General features: G+C 56.8%; 10 protein-coding genes and 1 pseudogene. 7 read left to right on the top strand and 4 right to left on the bottom strand.

The features are described 5' to 3' along the window. Nucleotide 1: 1 nt before the first annotated feature. Nucleotides 2-1465, top strand: coding sequence for a DUF1501 domain-containing protein (locus Enr10x_RS08530; protein WP_145448775.1), 1464 nt, complete (start codon nucleotides 2-4; stop codon nucleotides 1463-1465). Next, a complete protein-coding gene (locus tag Enr10x_RS08525) occupies nucleotides 1462-3273 on the top strand; it encodes an amidohydrolase family protein (RefSeq protein WP_145448774.1) in 1812 nt (603 codons plus the stop codon). The genes Enr10x_RS08530 and Enr10x_RS08525 overlap by 4 nt, the downstream gene beginning before the upstream one ends. Here Enr10x_RS08525 and Enr10x_RS08520 read toward each other — a convergent pair. Together Enr10x_RS08520 and Enr10x_RS08515 are read right to left on the bottom strand one after the other, a co-directional pair. Next, nucleotides 3270-4589, bottom strand: coding sequence for a DUF1501 domain-containing protein (locus Enr10x_RS08520; RefSeq protein WP_197997535.1), 1320 nt, complete (start codon nucleotides 4587-4589; stop codon nucleotides 3270-3272). The two genes, Enr10x_RS08525 and Enr10x_RS08520, sit on opposite strands and share 4 nt — an antisense overlap. Before the next feature lie 148 nt (nucleotides 4590-4737). Further along, nucleotides 4738-5472, bottom strand: a complete 735-nt coding sequence (locus Enr10x_RS08515) for an AraC family transcriptional regulator (protein WP_145448772.1) — start codon at nucleotides 5470-5472, stop codon at nucleotides 4738-4740. Nucleotides 5473-5653: 181 nt separating this feature from the next. Here Enr10x_RS08515 and Enr10x_RS08510 point away from each other — a divergent pair, with 181 nt between their 5' ends. From Enr10x_RS08510 to Enr10x_RS08490, 5 genes and pseudogenes are all read left to right on the top strand, one after another. Then, the gene (locus Enr10x_RS08510) at nucleotides 5654-6568 is read left to right on the top strand and encodes a dihydrodipicolinate synthase family protein (RefSeq protein ID WP_390621351.1); all 915 of its coding nucleotides are present in this window, start codon (nucleotides 5654-5656) and stop codon (nucleotides 6566-6568) included. Beyond that, nucleotides 6565-7527 (top strand): 4-hydroxyproline epimerase, encoded by a 963-nt coding sequence (locus tag Enr10x_RS08505; protein WP_145448770.1) that lies wholly within the window; start codon nucleotides 6565-6567, stop codon nucleotides 7525-7527. Before Enr10x_RS08510 ends, Enr10x_RS08505 begins: the two co-directional genes overlap by 4 nt. A 59-nt stretch (nucleotides 7528-7586) precedes the next feature. Continuing rightward, nucleotides 7587-8786, top strand: a pseudogene (locus tag Enr10x_RS08500) (NAD(P)/FAD-dependent oxidoreductase); the annotation flags it as partial. 189 nt (nucleotides 8787-8975) lie between these two features. After that, on the top strand, nucleotides 8976-10721 hold the full coding sequence (locus tag Enr10x_RS08495; RefSeq protein ID WP_145109269.1) for a glutaredoxin domain-containing protein: 1746 nt from the start codon (nucleotides 8976-8978) through the stop codon (nucleotides 10719-10721). Between the two features lie 164 nt (nucleotides 10722-10885). Then, nucleotides 10886-13372, top strand: coding sequence for a plasma-membrane proton-efflux P-type ATPase (locus tag Enr10x_RS08490; protein ID WP_145448769.1), 2487 nt, complete (start codon nucleotides 10886-10888; stop codon nucleotides 13370-13372). Nucleotides 13373-13403: 31 nt separating this feature from the next. Here Enr10x_RS08490 and acs read toward each other — a convergent pair whose 3' ends face one another. Beyond that, nucleotides 13404-16103, bottom strand: a complete 2700-nt coding sequence (acs, locus tag Enr10x_RS08485; protein WP_145448768.1) for an acetate--CoA ligase alpha subunit — start codon at nucleotides 16101-16103, stop codon at nucleotides 13404-13406. A gap of 36 nt (nucleotides 16104-16139) precedes the next feature. Next, entirely contained in the window at nucleotides 16140-17072 is a 933-nt protein-coding gene (locus Enr10x_RS08480; protein WP_145109278.1) for a histone deacetylase family protein, read from the bottom strand. Between the last annotated feature and the right edge of the window lie 173 nt (nucleotides 17073-17245).

Below are 17245 nucleotides of genomic sequence, written 5' to 3'. Positions count from 1 at the left end.
GATGAAGCATCCATCCGACAAACTGCAGACGCGTCGAGACTTCTTTGCCCGTACCAGTGACGGCATTATGGGGGCGGCACTGACTCAGCTGCTGTGCCAGGACTTTTTTGGCGGTACTCAGGCGCTGGCTGAAGAAGCAGAACAGGCGCCGCAGCAGTACGACCTGAAGCCGAAACAGCCTCACCATGAGCCCAAGGCAACTTCGGTCATTCACCTGTTCATGAACGGGGGGCCGAGCCAGATGGATCTGTTCGATCCCAAACCGGTACTCGACAAGATGGACGGCAAACCGTATCCGGGGAATATCGAAGACCTGGGCAACTCGAATACGAGCAGCATCGGCGTGATGCTGGGGGGCCAGTACAAATTCGCCCGGCATGGGGAATCGGGCATGTGGATGGCCGACGTGCTGCCTGAAACCGCGAAGATGACCGACGAGCTCTGCCTGATCAACTCGATGTGGACCGACCACCCCAACCATGACAATGCCCTGTATAAGATTCACAGCGGTCGACTGTTTATGGGCTATCCCACCTTTGGTGCCTGGACGGTGTATGGCCTGGGAACCGAAAATCAGAACCTGCCCGCGTATGTCGTGCTGACCGATCCACTGGGTGCCCCTAAAAACGGAACCCGCAACTGGACCGCCGGCTTCCTGCCTCCGACTTACCAGGGAACGAGGCTGCGTCCGACCGGATCCCCCATCCTGAACTTGAAACCACAGTATGAGCAGCCCTCCGCAGTCACGGAGTCCGCACAAAAACTGTTGAATCAGCTGGATGAGATTCACCGTAAGGAGCGTCCTTATAATCCGCTGCTGGATGCCCGCATTGAATCGTACAGTCTGGCGGCCCGGATGCAGATGTCGGCCACCGAAGCGCTGGATCTCTCCAAAGAAACCAAACCGACGCTGGAACAGTACGGGATTGGTGAAAAAGCGACCGACTCCTACGGGCGTCGCTGCCTGCTGGCCCGCCGACTCGTGGAACGGGGCGTGCGGTTTGTGCAGATCTTCCTCGAAGAACAACCGTGGGATAGCCATGCTGACCTGAATGCCAATCACCGACTGATGTGCGAACGCACGGACAAGCCCGTGGCAGGGCTGCTCCGCGATCTGAAACAGCGAGGGCTGCTCGATAACACGCTGGTGATCTGGGGAGGCGAATTCGGACGGACGCCCACAACGCAGAAATCGGCCAACGGTTTTTCGGGCCGCGATCACAACATGCAGGCCTTCACATCCTGGATGGCCGGTGGTGGGGTCAAAGGGGGCACGTCTTACGGCGTGACGGATGAATTCGGACACAGCGTCGTCGAGAACCCGGTGAGCGTGCATGATTTCCATGCGACCATTCTGCATCTGCTGGGCCTGCATCATCAGAAACTGCACTTTACCCGCAGTGGTCTGGAAGAACGGCTGACCGGAGTCAAACCGCCGCGCGTGGTCAAGGAGATCATCAGTTGAGTCCGTCTGCACGCGACCTGACCCGACGCGAACTGCTGCACTGCGCCGCGACGGCCGGTATCGCAGCGATGCTGGGAAACCAGACGAGCCAGGCAACAGGTACCGAGGATGCGTTACCCACGATCATCGATACCAACGTCAGTCTGTTTCGCTGGCCCTTCCGTCGTCTGCCGCTGGATGAAACATCTTTGCTGGTGCAGAAGCTCCGCTCGCTGGGAGTCGTTAAGGCGTGGGCCGGGAGCTATGAAGGTCTGTTGCACCGGGATCTCTCTTCCGTTAACCAGCGGCTGGCAGCGGAGTGCCAGAAGTATCCCGAATTGATTCCCTTCGGCACGATCAATGTGTCACTGTCAGACTGGGAAGACGATTTCCGGTATTGCATTGCCGTCCACAAAATGCCGGGAGTCCGAGTTTATCCCGGATACCATGGCTACGCCCTGGACGATCCCCGTTTTCTGGAACTAATGAAACTCGCTGCTACTCAGAAGTGCCTGGTGCAGATTGCTGTCTCGCTGGAAGATACGCGGACACAGAGTCATCTGGTGCGCGTGCCTGATCTGGATTTGAGTCCGCTGCCTGCCTTGATAAAACAGGTTCCCGACGCCAAAGTGCAACTGCTCAACGCGCGTCCGCGGACTCCCTTGTTGAAACAACTGGATGAATTACCGGGAGTCTACTTAGATACGGCCCGCGTGGATGGGACCGACGGCGTGCCGAACCTGATAGAGGCCTGTCCCCATGGACGGGTGCTGTTCGGCAGTCATGCGCCGTTTCTGATTCCTGAAGCACCGCTGGTGCGCGTGTATGAGTCCCGCAAGCTCGACGCTCCGTCGCTGGCCGCGCTGCTGTCGGGTAATGCATCTCGTTTGATGGCCTCCTGTCAGGAATCGCATTCGTCTGCCGTCCGTGTGCGGAAACCCAGGTCTGTACCCACGACGATTAACGCCGAGAAGATTCATGTCGGGTTGCCCGGACAGGATCAGTTGAAGCGCTATCGAATCTGGGACTCGTACTTCACGCCCTCTCATTCCAGCCCCGGTCGGGACGGGAGCAGTAGACTGATCGCGGATATCGAACGTACTCTCCCCGCCGCCCGGACCGGTCAGTTTGAAAAGCTGTGTTACTTCGCCCATGTCGGCCTGGGAACCACCAGTGATCCCCAACTGGAACAACTGCTGCGTTCCCAGCCTGAGGTGGTGCTGAAACCGCTCCAGAAATGGCCGAAGCTGTTGATCGGGATGATGCAGCTGAATGCCAACGATGTGCCGGCCTCACTGGCAGCCCTGGATCGCTGGATCAAAGACGGCCCGATGCGGGGCGTCTATTTTGCGAGCAGTGGACCGGGCGCAATGACCTGCACGCACCCGAACTTCAACCCGCTCGTCGAACGGATTGGGGAGCTGAACGGGGTGATTATGCAACACACCTGGTTCAAAACCGGCGGTAAAAGTGGACCGGGAGAATCGACGCCCGCTGAACTGGCCATTCTGGCGAAACGATTTCCTGACCAGCAATTCCTGTGTGCCCACGCGGGCGGTGAATGGGAACAGGGCATCCGCGCGGTGCGGGACTGCGGGAATATTCTCGTGGAGACTTCGGGCTTCGATCCGACCGCCGGGTTTATCGAAATGGCAGTGCGGGAACTGGGGGCAGAACGCGTGGTCTTCGGGAGTCACCTGCCTTCGCGTTCGCTGGGAACCGAGCTGTGCAAAGTCACCTGTGCCCAGATTACCGAGCCGGAGAAACGACTGATTCTGGGTGAGAACTACCGCCGACTGCTGGCGGCCCAGGATCAAAAAGCGGACTAGATCAGTTCCGTGATCACTTTCCCTTCGGGGAGGGCCAGCATGGGACGGTCATCGAGCGTGCGGAGCTCTGCCTGTGGATTCAGGCCCAGCGCGTGATAGACGGTGGCAGCATAGTCGGGCACTGAGACTGGTCGGTCTGTGATTTCCGCGGCATGTTTATCACTGGCACCGAGCACGATGCCCGTTTTAATCCCACCGCCACCCAGGGTAAGGCTGAAGCAGCGGTTCCAGTGATCGCGTCCGGGAGCCCGCGGGTCATTGTTCAGTCGCGGTGTCCGGCCAAATTCACCGGCGGTAATGACAAGCGTATTCTCCAGCATCCCCCGCTGATCCAGATCATTCAGCAGCGCCGCGTAGCCCTGTTCGTAGGGAGGCACTTCGGTACGGAGGCGGGGGAAGACTTCCGGGTGGTGATCCCAGCCATAGCGGACATAGCCTTTCACGGTCACAAACCGTACCCCAGCTTCCACCAGACGACGGGCCAGCAGGAGCCCCTGTCCGACCCGGTTGCGGCCGTATTGCTCGCGTACCTGATCCGATTCCTGCGCAATGTCAAAGGCATTTTTGGCCCGTTGTGAAGTCACCATCGAAAGCGCACGGGCACGGAACTGTTCATGAGTCTTCGCGAATTCGAGTTGTTTTTCTTTTCGCGCCTGATATTGATCGAGGGCGGTTAACAACTGCTGCCGATCACTCAAACGTTCGACGCTGACCGAATCGGGGGGACTGAATTCATTGACGGCAAAGCTGCTGCTGTTCGGATCGCGTTCAACGACAAAGGGGTCATAGGTCCGCCCCAGGTAACCACCAAAGCCGGGATCGCCATATTGCGGGCTGTCCAGCTTTCCCACCTGCACGAAGGGGGGCGTCTGTCGGGGACGGCGTTCCTGCTGCCAGGTAAGCATTGCCCCGAATCCGGGAGGATTGATGGCAGGGGTCAGCTTGTTGCCGCTCATCAGATGAAAGTCACCCTGCCCGTGCGTGGGCGAGTAGGAATGCATCGAGCGAATCAGCGAGAATTTATCTGCACACGCCGCCAGATTTGGCATGAGTTCACAAAGCTCCATGCCGGGAACACGCGTCGAGATGGGGGTCAGTTCTCCGCGAATTTCAGAGGGGGCCTCTGGTTTCATGTCATACATGTCGATATGACTGGGACCGCCGAGCAACCAGAGCAGAATACAATTCACTTCCTTTTTGGGCTGAGCCGCTTGAGCCGGCTGCCGAAAGGTATCCAGCAGATTCACTCCCAGCGCAGACAGACTTCCCACCTGCAGTAATTCACGCCGATTCAGACCCAGATTCAAACGGAACATATTCAGACCTTCAGTCCGGGGAGGGTTGGGGCTCAGGGTGGGAGATTTGAGGATACGAACAACCATCACATAAACACATACTAATGTGTCATCCAGAAAAATGCACTCCCAATCTGGCGAGATTTTTAGAATCGACGATGGGTCGATTTCAGCTTTTCTGTTTCCCCGTCCTGCGATAATCTTGCGGCGTCATCCCTGTTGTACGGCGAAACTGGCGGGTGAAGGCACTCTGGTCTGCGTAACCCACATCTACCGCGATGGCGGAGATCGGATCGTCTGTTTCATGCAGTTGCTGCTGGGCCTGGTCGATGCGCAGTTTTAAGAGCCACTGGCTGGCATTGAGACCAAACACGCGACGAATACGTCGATCGAACTGGTAGCGTGACATCCGTGCCTGGGCCGCCAGTTCCGGGATTGAAGGCGGCTCTGAGAGATGTTCCTCCGCGTATTGGATGGCTGTGGCGACATGTTGATATTCATCGGTCTCGTAGTCCGGCAACTGCAGGTCCTGCGAGACACCGACCAGCCCCACAATCTCTCCGTCCTGATTGGTCAGCGGCAGCTTCGTCGTCAGGCACCAGCCGACGGCCCGTGAAGGGTAGACGTGCAACTCGAGCTGTGACAGCAGAGGTTTTCCGGTCGCTAAGACGCGTTGATCCTGTTCCTGGAACCGATTTCCCAACGGGGCGCGAAAGACTTCACAGGGCGTGCGACCCAGCAGCTGTGACTTGTGTTGTAACCCACATCGCTGCTGCAGCGTGCTGTTGACGACGAGGTAGGCCCCCTGCGCGTCTTTGATGAAATAGACAATATCAGGCAAGTGGTCGAATAATGCCTCGCCTGTAAAGGGCTGATCCAGCTGGTTCAGGAAAGCGCGGATCATCTTCAATTCCTTTTCGTCAATTCCTGGAAATACCTGATTATGCGCATTTTCAAGTCCGTCGTCCATGGAGCGACTATATGGGTTGCCTGCTGAGCCGGTATTGTGTCTGATAGAGATGATTACGAATCCCAGCTAAAGGAGACGCCGCGTGACTGATGATACCCCCATTTTCCGTGGCTGCATGCCGGCCCTGATGACCCCCTGCCGGTCCGATGGAAGCCCGAACTACGATGCGCTGGTCAGTAAGGCCGGGGAACTGATCGACCTGGGCATGCGGGCTGTTGTGTACTGCGGTTCCATGGGAGACTGGCCTCTGTTAACCGATGCTCAGCGCCAGGAAGGAGTCAGGCGTCTGGCGGAAGCGGGCGTCCCGGTGGTCGTAGGAACGGGAGCCCAGAATACTCAGAGCGCAGCGTCCCATGCGGCACATGCCCAGGAAGTCGGTGCTGCCGGGCTGATGCTGATTCCGCGGGTCCTGTCGCGCGGTACCTCGCCTGCGGCACAACGTGCTCATTTTTCCGAGATCCTGCAGGCGGCTCCTGAATTGCCGGCGGTGATTTACAACAGCCCTTATTATGGTTTTGAAACCAGGGCAGATCTGTTTTTTGAGTTGCGGAGTGCGCATCCGAATCTGGTGGGGTTCAAAGAATTTGGCGGTGCGGAAGCGTTGACCTACGCCGCTGAGAATATCACCAGTGGGGATCCTGGTCTGTCCCTGATGGTGGGCGTCGATACGCAGGTGTTCCATGGTTTCGTTCGTTGTGGTGCGGTAGGGGCGATTACGGGCGTTGGCAATGCCTTGCCGAAGCCGGTGCTGCGACTGATCGCACTTTGTGAGCAGGCAGCGCAGGGAGATGTCGGAGCCCGCAAACTGGCGCAAGAACTGGATGAGGCACTGGGGGTGCTGTCGCGGTTTGATGAGGGCCCCGACCTGGTACTGTATTATAAGTCGTTGATGGTGCTGGAAGGGAATCCCGAATACGAGTTGCACTTCAACCCTTCTGATCAGTTGTCGGAGAGCCAGCGCTGCTTTCTGCATGACCAATGGCAGTTATTCAAAAACTGGTGGAATCAATGGCCGGGAGCAAACGCATGAGCACGACTGATGTTCGAGTCCAGGTCATTGATTCGCATACCGCAGGCGAACCGACGCGGGTGGTACTGACGGGCGGGCCCGACCTCGGTACGTGCTCTTTGAGCGAGCGACGGAAACGGTTCCGGGGGACAGCGGATGACTTTCGGAAAATGTTGATCGATGAGCCGCGGGGAAACGAAGCCATGGTCGGAGCCCTCTTGTGTGAACCGACCGATCCAGAGTGTGCCACGGGAGTGATCTTTTTTAATAACCGTGGCTACCTGGGAATGTGCGGGCACGGGACGATCGGCGTGGCGGTGACACTGGCCTACCTGAAACGCATCGGACCGGGATCTCACAAAATCGAAACGCCGGTGGGCATCATCAGTGTCGAATTACACGATGCCCACAGTGCGTCGATCCAAAATGTCCCCAGTTATCGCCTGCACGCCGGGATCACAGTTGACGTGCCCGAACTGGGAACCGTCACCGGAGACGTGGCCTGGGGAGGCAACTGGTTCTTTCTGACCGAAGCGCCCCTGCCCCTGTCGCCGGATCGGATTCCAGAAATCACGACTGCCGCGCTGCGAGTGCGGACGGCGCTATCTGAACAGGGAATTTTTGGCACTGACGGCGCGGAAATCGATCATGTCGAGTTTTTTGCCCCTGCCCAATCGGCTACTGCGAACAGTCGGAATTTTGTGCTTTGTCCGGGCGGCGCCTATGATCGTTCGCCGTGCGGCACTGGTCTGAGTGCGAAGCTGGCCTGTCTGGCCGCGGATGGGAAGCTGGCACCAGGTGAGCGCTGGGTGCAGGAAAGTATCATCGGCAGCCGGTTTGAGGGATCGTATCAAGGGGGGACGGACGGGCGTATCCTTCCCCGGATTACAGGCAATGCTTATATTGTAAGTGAAAGCCAACTGATTCAGCAGACCGGGGATCCGTTTGGACGAGGGATCCCGATGGGAGAATTCATATGACAGAGGAATCACGGTCCGGAGAGGTGATTGTTGTCGGCGGTGGCATTATTGGCATCGCCTGTGCGCATTATCTGACAAAAGCCGGATATCAGGTAACGGTCATTGAGCGGAACTCGGTGGCGGGAGCCTGCTCACATGCGAATTGCGGTTTTATTGCGCCGAGCCATGTACTGCCCCTGACCGAACCTGCTGCGGTCAAGATCGCGTTGAAATCACTGTTCAATCCGCGGGCTCCCTTTCGCGTCAAACCCCAATGGAATTTTGCCTTCTGGAAGTGGATGCTGCAGTTCGGTCGGCGCTGCACGCACCAGCAGATGCTGGCAGCCGGTCCCGCTTTGAAAGCAATACTCGATCTGTCGATGCACGAGTATCGACAGCTGCTCAGTGAAGAGAACTTCGCCTGTGAGTGGCAGGACCATGGACTGCTGTATGTCTTCCAGTCGCAGAAGGGACTGGCGGGTTACCGTGAGACCGACCAGTTGATGACGGAACATTTCGGTGTCTCGGCCCGGGAAATTCCGGGTGAAGAATTGCCGACCTTTGACCCGGCCCTGAAGCCGGGGCTGGCGGGGGCCTTCCATTACACGTGTGACGCCTCACTCAAACCGGATCTGCTGGCAGCCGCCTGGTCAGAACGACTGAAGGAACGCGGCATCATATTCCGGGAAGAGTGTGAGCTGACGGGAGTGACACAGACGGGGGGAAAGATCACGCAGTTGCAGACTTCCCAGGGAGAGATGCAGGCGGACGCGATCGTCTTTGCGACCGGGGCCTGGAGTCCCCTGCTGGCGAAGCAACTGGGCTGTGAAATTCCGATTTTGCCCGGCAAAGGATATTCAGTGACGATGGCGGCGCCCGATCCGAGTCCCCGGCATCCGATGCTGTTCCCCGAACATAAGGTCGGAGTCTGCCCGTTCGAGAATCGTTTCCGGCTGGGTTCCATGATGGAATTTACAGGCTATGATTCCTCGATTCCCGACTACCGGATCGAGCAGCTGCGTGAGTCGGCGCGCCCTTACCTGGTGAGTCCATATACCGAGACAGAATACGAACGCTGGTACGGCTGGCGGCCGATGACCTGGGACAGCCTGCCGATGATTGGACCGGTTCCCCGTTTGCAGAATGCCTGGCTGGCGGCGGGGCACAACATGCTGGGGATGAGTATGGGAGCTGCGACCGGAAAACTGATTGCTCAGATGGTCAGTGCAGAATCCCCCGCGATCGATCCAGTCCCTTACGCCCCTACTCGTTTTGGATAAAGGTGTGCCTGTCCTGCTGCCTGGCACACACGCACAGAACGTTCGGCCAGAGGAGGCATTTCTTTGAAGACTCAAAAGAAATTAACACAGGAAAAATCCGGGCAGAGACCATACTGCTTATTTGATTCCTGATGTTAGCTGATATAATACGTGAGACGGGCCGTCATACATTATGGAAATCCGCCTACCATGAGAAATGAGTTTTCAATCACCAATGTCAGGTCGAACCAGCTACTGGCGCTGATGGTTCCCTGTCTCCTGTTTGTCGCCTCTCTTTCTTCAAATGCTTTCGCAGAGAGCAATCTTCGTCAAGCCAATGAAGGCCGCTGTGCTGTTCTTGAGCTGTTTATCCGCAACGATTGTGAGAACTGTCCCGAAGTCGAGAAACGGGTCAGAAAATTTGCGGAGCAGAACGGCAAAATCAAGCTGTATGTCCATAATCTGGATGAGTCGAAAAAATACGAAGAACGCTATCAGCAGATCCTGAAGTATTTCCAGCTAAAAGAAGCAACGCTGCCGGCGGCCTATGGCTGCAACTCGATCTTGAGAAATCTCAAGCCGGATGATTCGACGGAACGCAGGCTGGAGTCCTTAATCACTGTGACCGCTTATGTCCGTTCGGGATGTTCCAAGTGTGCGGCTGCGAAAGTCTATCTGAAGGGTCTCAAGCAGCGGTATCCGGGATTCAAATTCAAAGAACAGGATCTGGTCTACAGCGACGAGGCACGGGAGAAAGTTCAGGAACTCTCTCAACGCTACGGCAAACAGGCGGTGAGCGTACCCGTGATCCATATCTGCAATCAGTTGATGATTGGCTGGACGGGTGAAGCATCGACGGGCGAAAAGCTGGAATCGACGCTGAAATACTGGACGACTGACTGTCCCCAGGAGGAAAAAGAAAAAGCGAAAGACAAGGAAAGTTCATCTGCCCCCGCGATTCTTCCTGAGAAATTCCGGGTGACGACTGCCGCAGTTCCTGATGCGAAGACCGTCGACTGGCAGATGATCGCCTTCCGGGCCGATCCGGACAAAGCAGAAGCCGAGGAGGACGACCCCCTGCCCCCCGTTCCCGGCAATGATCCGCTGCCCCCCATTCCGGGAGGGAGTGCGAGTGCCCCGCCTGTTCCCGGGGAGCAGCCGCCCCCACCCGTGGTCGATGGAGCTCCTCCGTTGCCTGCACCAGCTCAGTCAAAGGATACGATCGAAGTTCCCCTGTTGGGGGAGTTGAGTCAAAGCCGGTTAGGAATGCCGGCTTTTACTTTTTTAATCGGCCTGGTCGACGGTTTTAATCCCTGCGCCATGTGGGTGCTGCTGTTTCTGCTGTCGCTGCTGGTGAATCTCAAGAGCCGAAAAAAGATCCTGGCGGTTGCGGGGACGTTCGTCGTGATCAGCGGCCTGGCCTATTTCGCGTTTATGGCGGCCTGGCTGAATGTCTTCCTGCTGATCGGTTATCTGCGGTGGGTGCAACTGCTGCTGGGCGTCTTTGCGACCCTGGTCGGTCTGATCCACATCAAGGATTTCTTCGCGTTCAAGAAAGGAGTCTCACTGTCGATTCCCGAATGGGCCAAGCCGGGCCTGTATGCACGGATGAGGCGGGTCGTGAATGCGGAGAACCTGACTGGCGCCATCATTGGCGCATCGATCCTGGCGGTGCTGGTGAATATCATCGAACTGCTCTGCACGGCAGGTCTCCCGGCGCTCTATACCGAGATACTGATGATGCAGAACTATCCCGCCTGGGAAACCTATGCTTACCTGAGCCTGTATATTGTCGCCTATATGCTGGATGACTCGATCATGGTGGCGATTGTGGTCGTGACGCTGGGCAAGCATAAGCTCCAGGAAACCCAGGGACGCTATCTCAAGCTGTTCAGCGGCGTGGTCATTCTGCTGCTGGGGCTGATATTGATCATCAAGCCTTCACTGCTGCTCTGACAGACGTCAATCGAATAGTCTTTCCGGCTCACCTCTGCAGGTTTTGGCACTGCCTGCAATATTTTACCGGTAGCATTTTTGAGACTGACTGATAAGAATACAACAATGGTCTGCGCTTGCGAGGGCTGTTCGGTTGCTATCAGACAGGGAAAGGGTGAGCTGGAATGAGCCTGCATCACAAATCGGATCGGAAAAGCAAAACAGCAGATTCTATTGCTCAGGATCTGGGCTCCCTGCCGCTGCAGGAATTGAATGAAAAACTGGAAACTACAGCAGAGGGTCTGAGTGCTACGGAGGCCAGTCAGCGGCTGACGCACTACGGTCCGAATGAACTCAAAGACGAGAGCATCAATCCGGTCCTGAAGTTTTTGACCTACTTCTGGGGACCGATTCCCTGGATGATCGAAATCGCGGCGATCCTGTCGGCTGCAGTTCGTCACTGGGACGATTTCGCGATTATTATGACCCTGCTGATATTCAATGCAATTGTCGGCTTCTGGGAAGAATTTCAGGCTGATAATGCCATTGCCGCTTTAAAAGAGAGCCTGGCACTCAATGCGCGCGTGAAGCGCGACCGTAAGTGGGTTTCCGTACCAGCCCGGGAGCTGGTACCAGGAGACGTGATTCGCATCCGGCTGGGTGACATTGTGCCCGCGGATGCCTGCCTGATGGAGGGAGATCCGGTCGAAGTCGATCAGTCAGCACTGACCGGCGAGTCGCTGCCGGTCACGCGTAACACGGAAGAGACAGTGTATTCCGGCTCGATCATCAAACAGGGAGAAATCGATGCGCTGGTCTACGGTACGGGAGTGAATACCTATTTCGGCCGGACTGCACGACTGGTGGGCACGACAGAAACCACGAGTCACTTTCAGAAAGCCGTTCTCAAAATCGGTGATTTTCTGATTGTGATTGCGATTACCCTGGTGGCTTTGATTCTGCTGGTGGCACTGTTCCGCGGTGATTCGTTTACGACGACACTGCAGTTCGCGCTGGTGTTGACCGTGGCTGCGATCCCGGTGGCGATCCCGGTGGCGATGCCGACGGTGCTGTCTGTCACGATGGCTGTGGGGGCACGCATCCTGGCGCGAGGGCAGACGATTGTCAGCCGGCTGGCTTCGATTGAAGAGCTGGCAGGCATGGATGTGCTCTGCTCTGACAAAACCGGCACCTTGACGCAGAACAAACTGACTCTCGGCGATCCCTTTTTGATGGAGGGGATCTCGCAAGACCAACTGTTACTGGCGGCCGCCCTGGCCTCTCGCGCGGAGGACCAGGATTCGATCGACCAGGCTGTTTTAGCGGGCTGCCAGCATCTGGAACAATTGGATGACTACCAGGTCGCTCACTTCCAGCCATTCGACCCGGTACACAAACGGACGGAAGCGTTGATCCATCGTCCTGACCACAGCGACTGGAAAGTCTCCAAAGGGGCCCCGCAGACCATTCTGGCGCTGGTCTCTAATCCGGAGCAGATCCGTGATCAGGTCGAAGCCGCCATTGATCAGTTTGCGGCCCGGGGTTTTCGGTCACTGGGGGTCGCGGAGACCGGTGCCGATCATGAATGGCGTTTTCTGGGTGTGTTACCCCTATATGACCCACCGCGGGAGGACTCGCGGTCGACACTCGAAACAGCGCAGCAGATGGGATGTGCGGTCAAAATGGTCACTGGAGATCAGCTGGCCATCGGACGCGAAATTGCCAGCCAGCTCGATATCGGCAGTAATATTATCGATGCCAAGATCTTCGAAGAAGCCAGCTATACTGATTCAGCGCGAATGGATCAGTTAATCGAAGACGCAGACGGGTTTGCCCAGGTTTATCCAGAGCACAAGTACCATATTGTCGATGTGCTGCAAAAACATGGTCATATTGTGGGTATGACGGGCGACGGTGTGAATGATGCACCGGCATTAAAAAAGGCGGACTGCGGGATTGCCGTCTCCGGCGCGACAGATGCAGCGCGGGCCGCTGCGGACATCGTACTGCTGTCCCCCGGATTGTCGGTGGTGATTGATGCCATTCAGGAAGCGCGGAAAATCTTTCAACGGATGAACAGTTATGCGATCTACCGGATTGCCGAGACGATCCGCGTCCTGCTGTTCATGACGTTGTCAATTCTGGTGTTTGATTTTTATCCGGTGACTGCCGTGATGATTGTGCTACTGGCACTGCTCAACGACGGAGCCATCCTGTCCATTGCCTATGATAACGTGCGTTACTCGGATCAGCCGGAACAGTGGAATATGCGGCAGGTGCTGGGAATAGCCAGCATGCTGGGGCTGGCAGGAGTGGTCGCTTCCTTTGGGCTGTTCTACCTGGGGGAACGGGTTTACCATCTTGATTATCCCACGATCCAGTCCCTGATCTATCTGAAACTGTCGGTGGCAGGTCAGTTGACGATCTTTGCCACTCGTACCCGTGGGCCATTCTGGTCGATTGTCCCTTCGAAGATTCTGATCGGTGCTGTTATCTGCTCCCAAAGTATCGCGACACTGGTTTCCGTTTATGGAATTCTGATGGCTCCGATCGGCTGGGAACGGGCGGGACTGGTCTGGATCTATGCGATTGCCTGGTTCCTCGTCAATGATCGGTTGAAACTGATGGCCTATCGCATCTTCGACCATCATCAACTGCGGCGCAGCGTTTGAAGTCTCAGGGAGTTATTTTTCGGACTTACCGCTATTCGGCCCTGAGTTTAAGTTCTTTGACCAGCGAGACCGTTTCAGCCTCTGCAGAATGATTTCTGGCAAAGTCGTGTTTCTGAAAGACATTCAGCATGCGACGATTGTCCGGATCGGTTTCCGCCACGACCCGCTTGATGCCCCAGTGTCGACAGACTTCCAGGCAGTAATCGGTCAGGATCGAACCCAGACCCTGTCCGTGCCACTGATCACTGACGAGAACCGCATATTCGGCTTCCTGGTGATCGGCGTCTGCGACCAGTCGGCCCACGCCGATAATCTGCTGTTTGCCCTCCACTTCCAGTTCGGCCACAATCGCAATTTCACGGTCATAGTCGATAAAACAGAAGCGGGCGGCCATGTCGTGTGTGGTACCATGAAACGAATAGCGGAAACGGGCCCGGATTGACGCGGGCGAACAGCTTCCGAGCAGTTCGTGCCACTTTTCCTCGTCTTCGGGTTTGATGGGACGGAGCTGGACCTGCGTGCCGTCTTTGAGCGTGGCTGTGCGTGAAAATTCTTCGGGATAGGGACGGATCGCCAGATGGGAATAAGGGCGGCTGGGTTTCTGTTTTTCTTCGAGGTCAACAATGATACGGGCGTCGAGGGCGACAACTCTGTCGGGGGAGACGAGCAGCGGATTGACGTCGAACTCGAGGAGCTCCGGAAAATCAGCAACGAAATAAGAGAGCCGGATCAGCACTTCAATCAGCTGGTCGATATCGACGGGGGCATGCCCCCGGTAACCGTTTAGGAGCGGCCAGGACTGTAGTGATTCCAAAGCCCTCCGCGCCAGTCGTTCGTTGAGTGGTGGCAGCTCGAGCGACCGGTCCTGATAGAGTTCTGCAGCGGTCCCTCCTGCTCCCACCAGCAGGACCATCCCAAAGACCGGATCCCGTTTGGCGCCGATAATCAGTTCGTGTCCCTCCGGTTCGGCAATCATCGGTTGCACGGTCACTCCCTGGACCCGGGCATCAGGACGCCGTTCTGCCACGCGCTGCATAATCTGCTCGTACGCCTCTCGGACTTCCTGCTCATTGGACAGTCCCAGTTCGACACCACCCACATCGGTTTTGTGCGTGATGTCATCAGAGAAGATTTTAAGCACCACCGGGTATCCCAGTTCCGTGGCGAGTGTGGCAGCTTCGTCAGTTGAACGAGCGATTTCCGTCCGATTGACCGGGATGCCGTAGGCGGCGAGCAACTGTTTGGACGTCTGCTCGGAAAGCGTGGACTGTCCCTGCTTCAGGGCGGTCTGGGCGAGTTCCTGCAAGCGGATGCGGTCCAGAGAAAAGTTCAGCGGCACCGCACGAGGTGTTTCATACAAAAACTGCTGATTGCGGGCATACGTCACAAGGTACATGAAGGCGCGAACCGCCTGTTCGGGCGTGGTATAGGTGGGAATCCCGGCCTGATTGAAGCGGGTAATCCCTTCGTGAACTTTTCCGCCCCCCATCCAGGCCGCCAGAACCGGTTTTTGTGACGTTTTAGCCGCCTGAATCACGGCCTCGGCGGCACCGGTGGGGTCGGTCATCGCCTGTGGTGAGAGGGCGACCAGCACGCCATCGACCTGCGGATCTTTGAGAACAATTTCGACAGTTTTCCCGAAGCGTTCGGGGGGCGCATCACCGAGCACATCCAGTGGATTACCGTGCGACCAGGCACTGGGTAGAAATTCATTCAGTTGTGAGATTGTTTCTTCCGAGATCTCGGCGATCACTCCTTTGCGTTCCAGCAGAGCGTCGGTTGCCATGACTCCGGGACCGCCGGCATTAGTGACGATGGCCAGCCGATCTCCTTTAGGTGCTTTGTGCTTCGCCAGGAGTTCAGCGCAGTCGAACAGATCGTCCAGATCGAATACACGAACAATTCCGGCCCGGGCGAAAGCCGCTTCGTAAACAGCATCGACCCCCGCCATCGCCCCGGTGTGCGAGGAAGCGGCTTTCGCAGAGGCGGTAAAGCGGCCCGCCTTATAAGCAATGATCGGTTTCTTCTGCGTGAAGGCCCGGGCAGCCGACATGAAGAGCCGTGCTTCAGTAATGGATTCGACATAGAGGATGATCGACGACGTATGGGGATCGAGGGCAAAATAATCGATGAGGTCCGCCATACCGACGTCCAGCATGTTGCCCACCGAAACGAAGTGTGAAAAGCCGACGTTTTCCTGCAGCGACCAGTCGAGGATCGACGTGCAGAGCGCTCCCGACTGTGAGATGAACGCCACATTTCCCTTCAGAGGCATATCGGTGGCGAAACTGGCGTTCAGTTTTGCATAGGGCGCCATGATGCCCAGACAGTTCGGGCCGATGATGCGCATACCCGAATAATGGCGTGCAAGATCGCGGACCTGCTGCTCCAGTTTTTTGCCTGCTTCCCCTGTCTCCCGGAAACCGGCTGAGAGGATCACGATGCCCCGAATACCCGCTTCTCCACACTGTTCAATGATGGCAGGGATCGTTTTCGCGGGAGTGCAAATCACTGCCAGATCAACGTTGCCTGGAATGTCAGCGATCTGTGCATAACAGGGATGATCGCCCAGGCGGTCATGCTTCGGATTGACGGGATAGACGGGCCCCTGGAAGCCTCCGTCGAGCAGATTCTGAAAGACGGTCTGCCCCACGCTTAAAGGACGCTGACTGGCACCGACCACGGCTATCGAGTGCGGATGGAAGATTTTGTCGAGATTGCGAATGGGCATGGAATTGCCTTTGTCGTATTCTTCTGTACTGCGGTTTCAGTTGGAGACCAGTTCCAGCAGATGATGTTCGATACAATCCGCCAGCGCCTGCGGATTGTATCCTCCTTCCAGCAGACTGACGACGCGCTGTTCTGCATGCACGTCTGCCAGATCGAGCACAACCCGGGTGAGTCGCGCGAAATCTTCGCTTTCCAGGCCCAGTGAACCGACCGGGTCCGCCTGGTGCGCATCGAAGCCGGCACTGATCAGAATCATCTGCGGTCGGACTTTCTCAGCCAGTTCTTCTGCTGCAGCGGTGAACCGGGCCAGATAGTCCTCGCGCGAGATACCGTATTCTAACGGAAGATTGACGGTTGTTCCAAGGCCGGCTCCGGATCCGGTTTCCTCTGCGAATCCCGAGTTTTGACAGAATGAGGCACGGTGTACTGAGAGAAAACCAACCTGTCCGTCTTCCCAGAAGAGTTCCTGTGTGCCGTCGCCGTGGTGGACATCCCAGTCGATGATCATCACCCGCTCCAGTCCGAGTTCGTCGATGGCGAGCCGGGCCGCGATGGCGACATTATTAAAGAGGCAAAAGCCCATGGCGCGTGCGCGGGCCGCGTGATGCCCCGGAGGTCGAATCAGGCAGAAGGCCCGATCGGCGTTGCCTTTGATGACCTGTTCGACCGCATCGCAGGCAGCACCGGCGGCCATCCGCGCCACCTGCCAGGATTCAGGGCAGACCGCGGTATCCGGACTGATAAAGCCGCCCCCCTGTTCACAGAATTCTCTTACAAACTTCACATAGTCGGGGGTGTGAACCCGTTCCAGTCGTTCGTCGCTGATTTCTTTCCAGGAACGCTGTCGGCAATGCGCGTGTAGAGCGACCTGGGTGGCCCGCCTGACGGCAGGCACAATCCGAGCCGGATTTTCGGGGAGACCGCCGGTCTCGTGTTGGAGAAAAACCGGGTCTGAATAGAGTAGTGCCATGGACGATTCCGTAAGCGAATGTACCGTTTAACAGTGGTCGTGACTGCTGCTTATGTGAGCATACAATAATTGGTCACCGGACGGAATCGATCCTGGTGAGTCCCCTGCAGAGACTTAAGATTCTTTCTGAAGTACTCGTTTCTGCTGGGTTGGTCTAGTAGAATTGTTTTCTC

It is taken from the genome of Gimesia panareensis (assembly GCF_007748155.1).
GTDB classification, from domain to species: Bacteria; Planctomycetota; Planctomycetia; order Planctomycetales; family Planctomycetaceae; genus Gimesia; species Gimesia panareensis.
The sequence above is the reverse complement of the archived record's forward strand: the minus strand, read 5'-3'. Positions and strand labels throughout refer to the sequence as shown.

Excerpts from the sequence above, each read along its gene's own strand:
- Enr10x_RS08530 (WP_145448775.1), top strand. The coding sequence starts at position 2 with ATGAAGCATCCATCCGACAAACTGCAGACGCGTCGAGACTTCTTTGCC.
- Enr10x_RS08520 (WP_197997535.1), bottom strand. The coding sequence starts at position 4,589 with ATGTTCCGTTTGAATCTGGGTCTGAATCGGCGTGAATTACTGCAGGTG.
- Enr10x_RS08515 (WP_145448772.1), bottom strand. The coding sequence starts at position 5,472 with ATGATCCGCGCTTTCCTGAACCAGCTGGATCAGCCCTTTACAGGCGAG.
- Enr10x_RS08510 (WP_390621351.1), top strand. The coding sequence starts at position 5,654 with ATGCCGGCCCTGATGACCCCCTGCCGGTCCGATGGAAGCCCGAACTAC.
- Enr10x_RS08505 (WP_145448770.1), top strand. The coding sequence starts at position 6,565 with ATGAGCACGACTGATGTTCGAGTCCAGGTCATTGATTCGCATACCGCA.
- Enr10x_RS08495 (WP_145109269.1), top strand. The coding sequence starts at position 8,976 with ATGAGAAATGAGTTTTCAATCACCAATGTCAGGTCGAACCAGCTACTG.
- Enr10x_RS08490 (WP_145448769.1), top strand. The coding sequence starts at position 10,886 with ATGAGCCTGCATCACAAATCGGATCGGAAAAGCAAAACAGCAGATTCT.
- acs (WP_145448768.1), bottom strand. The coding sequence starts at position 16,103 with ATGCCCATTCGCAATCTCGACAAAATCTTCCATCCGCACTCGATAGCC.
- Enr10x_RS08480 (WP_145109278.1), bottom strand. The coding sequence starts at position 17,072 with ATGGCACTACTCTATTCAGACCCGGTTTTTCTCCAACACGAGACCGGC.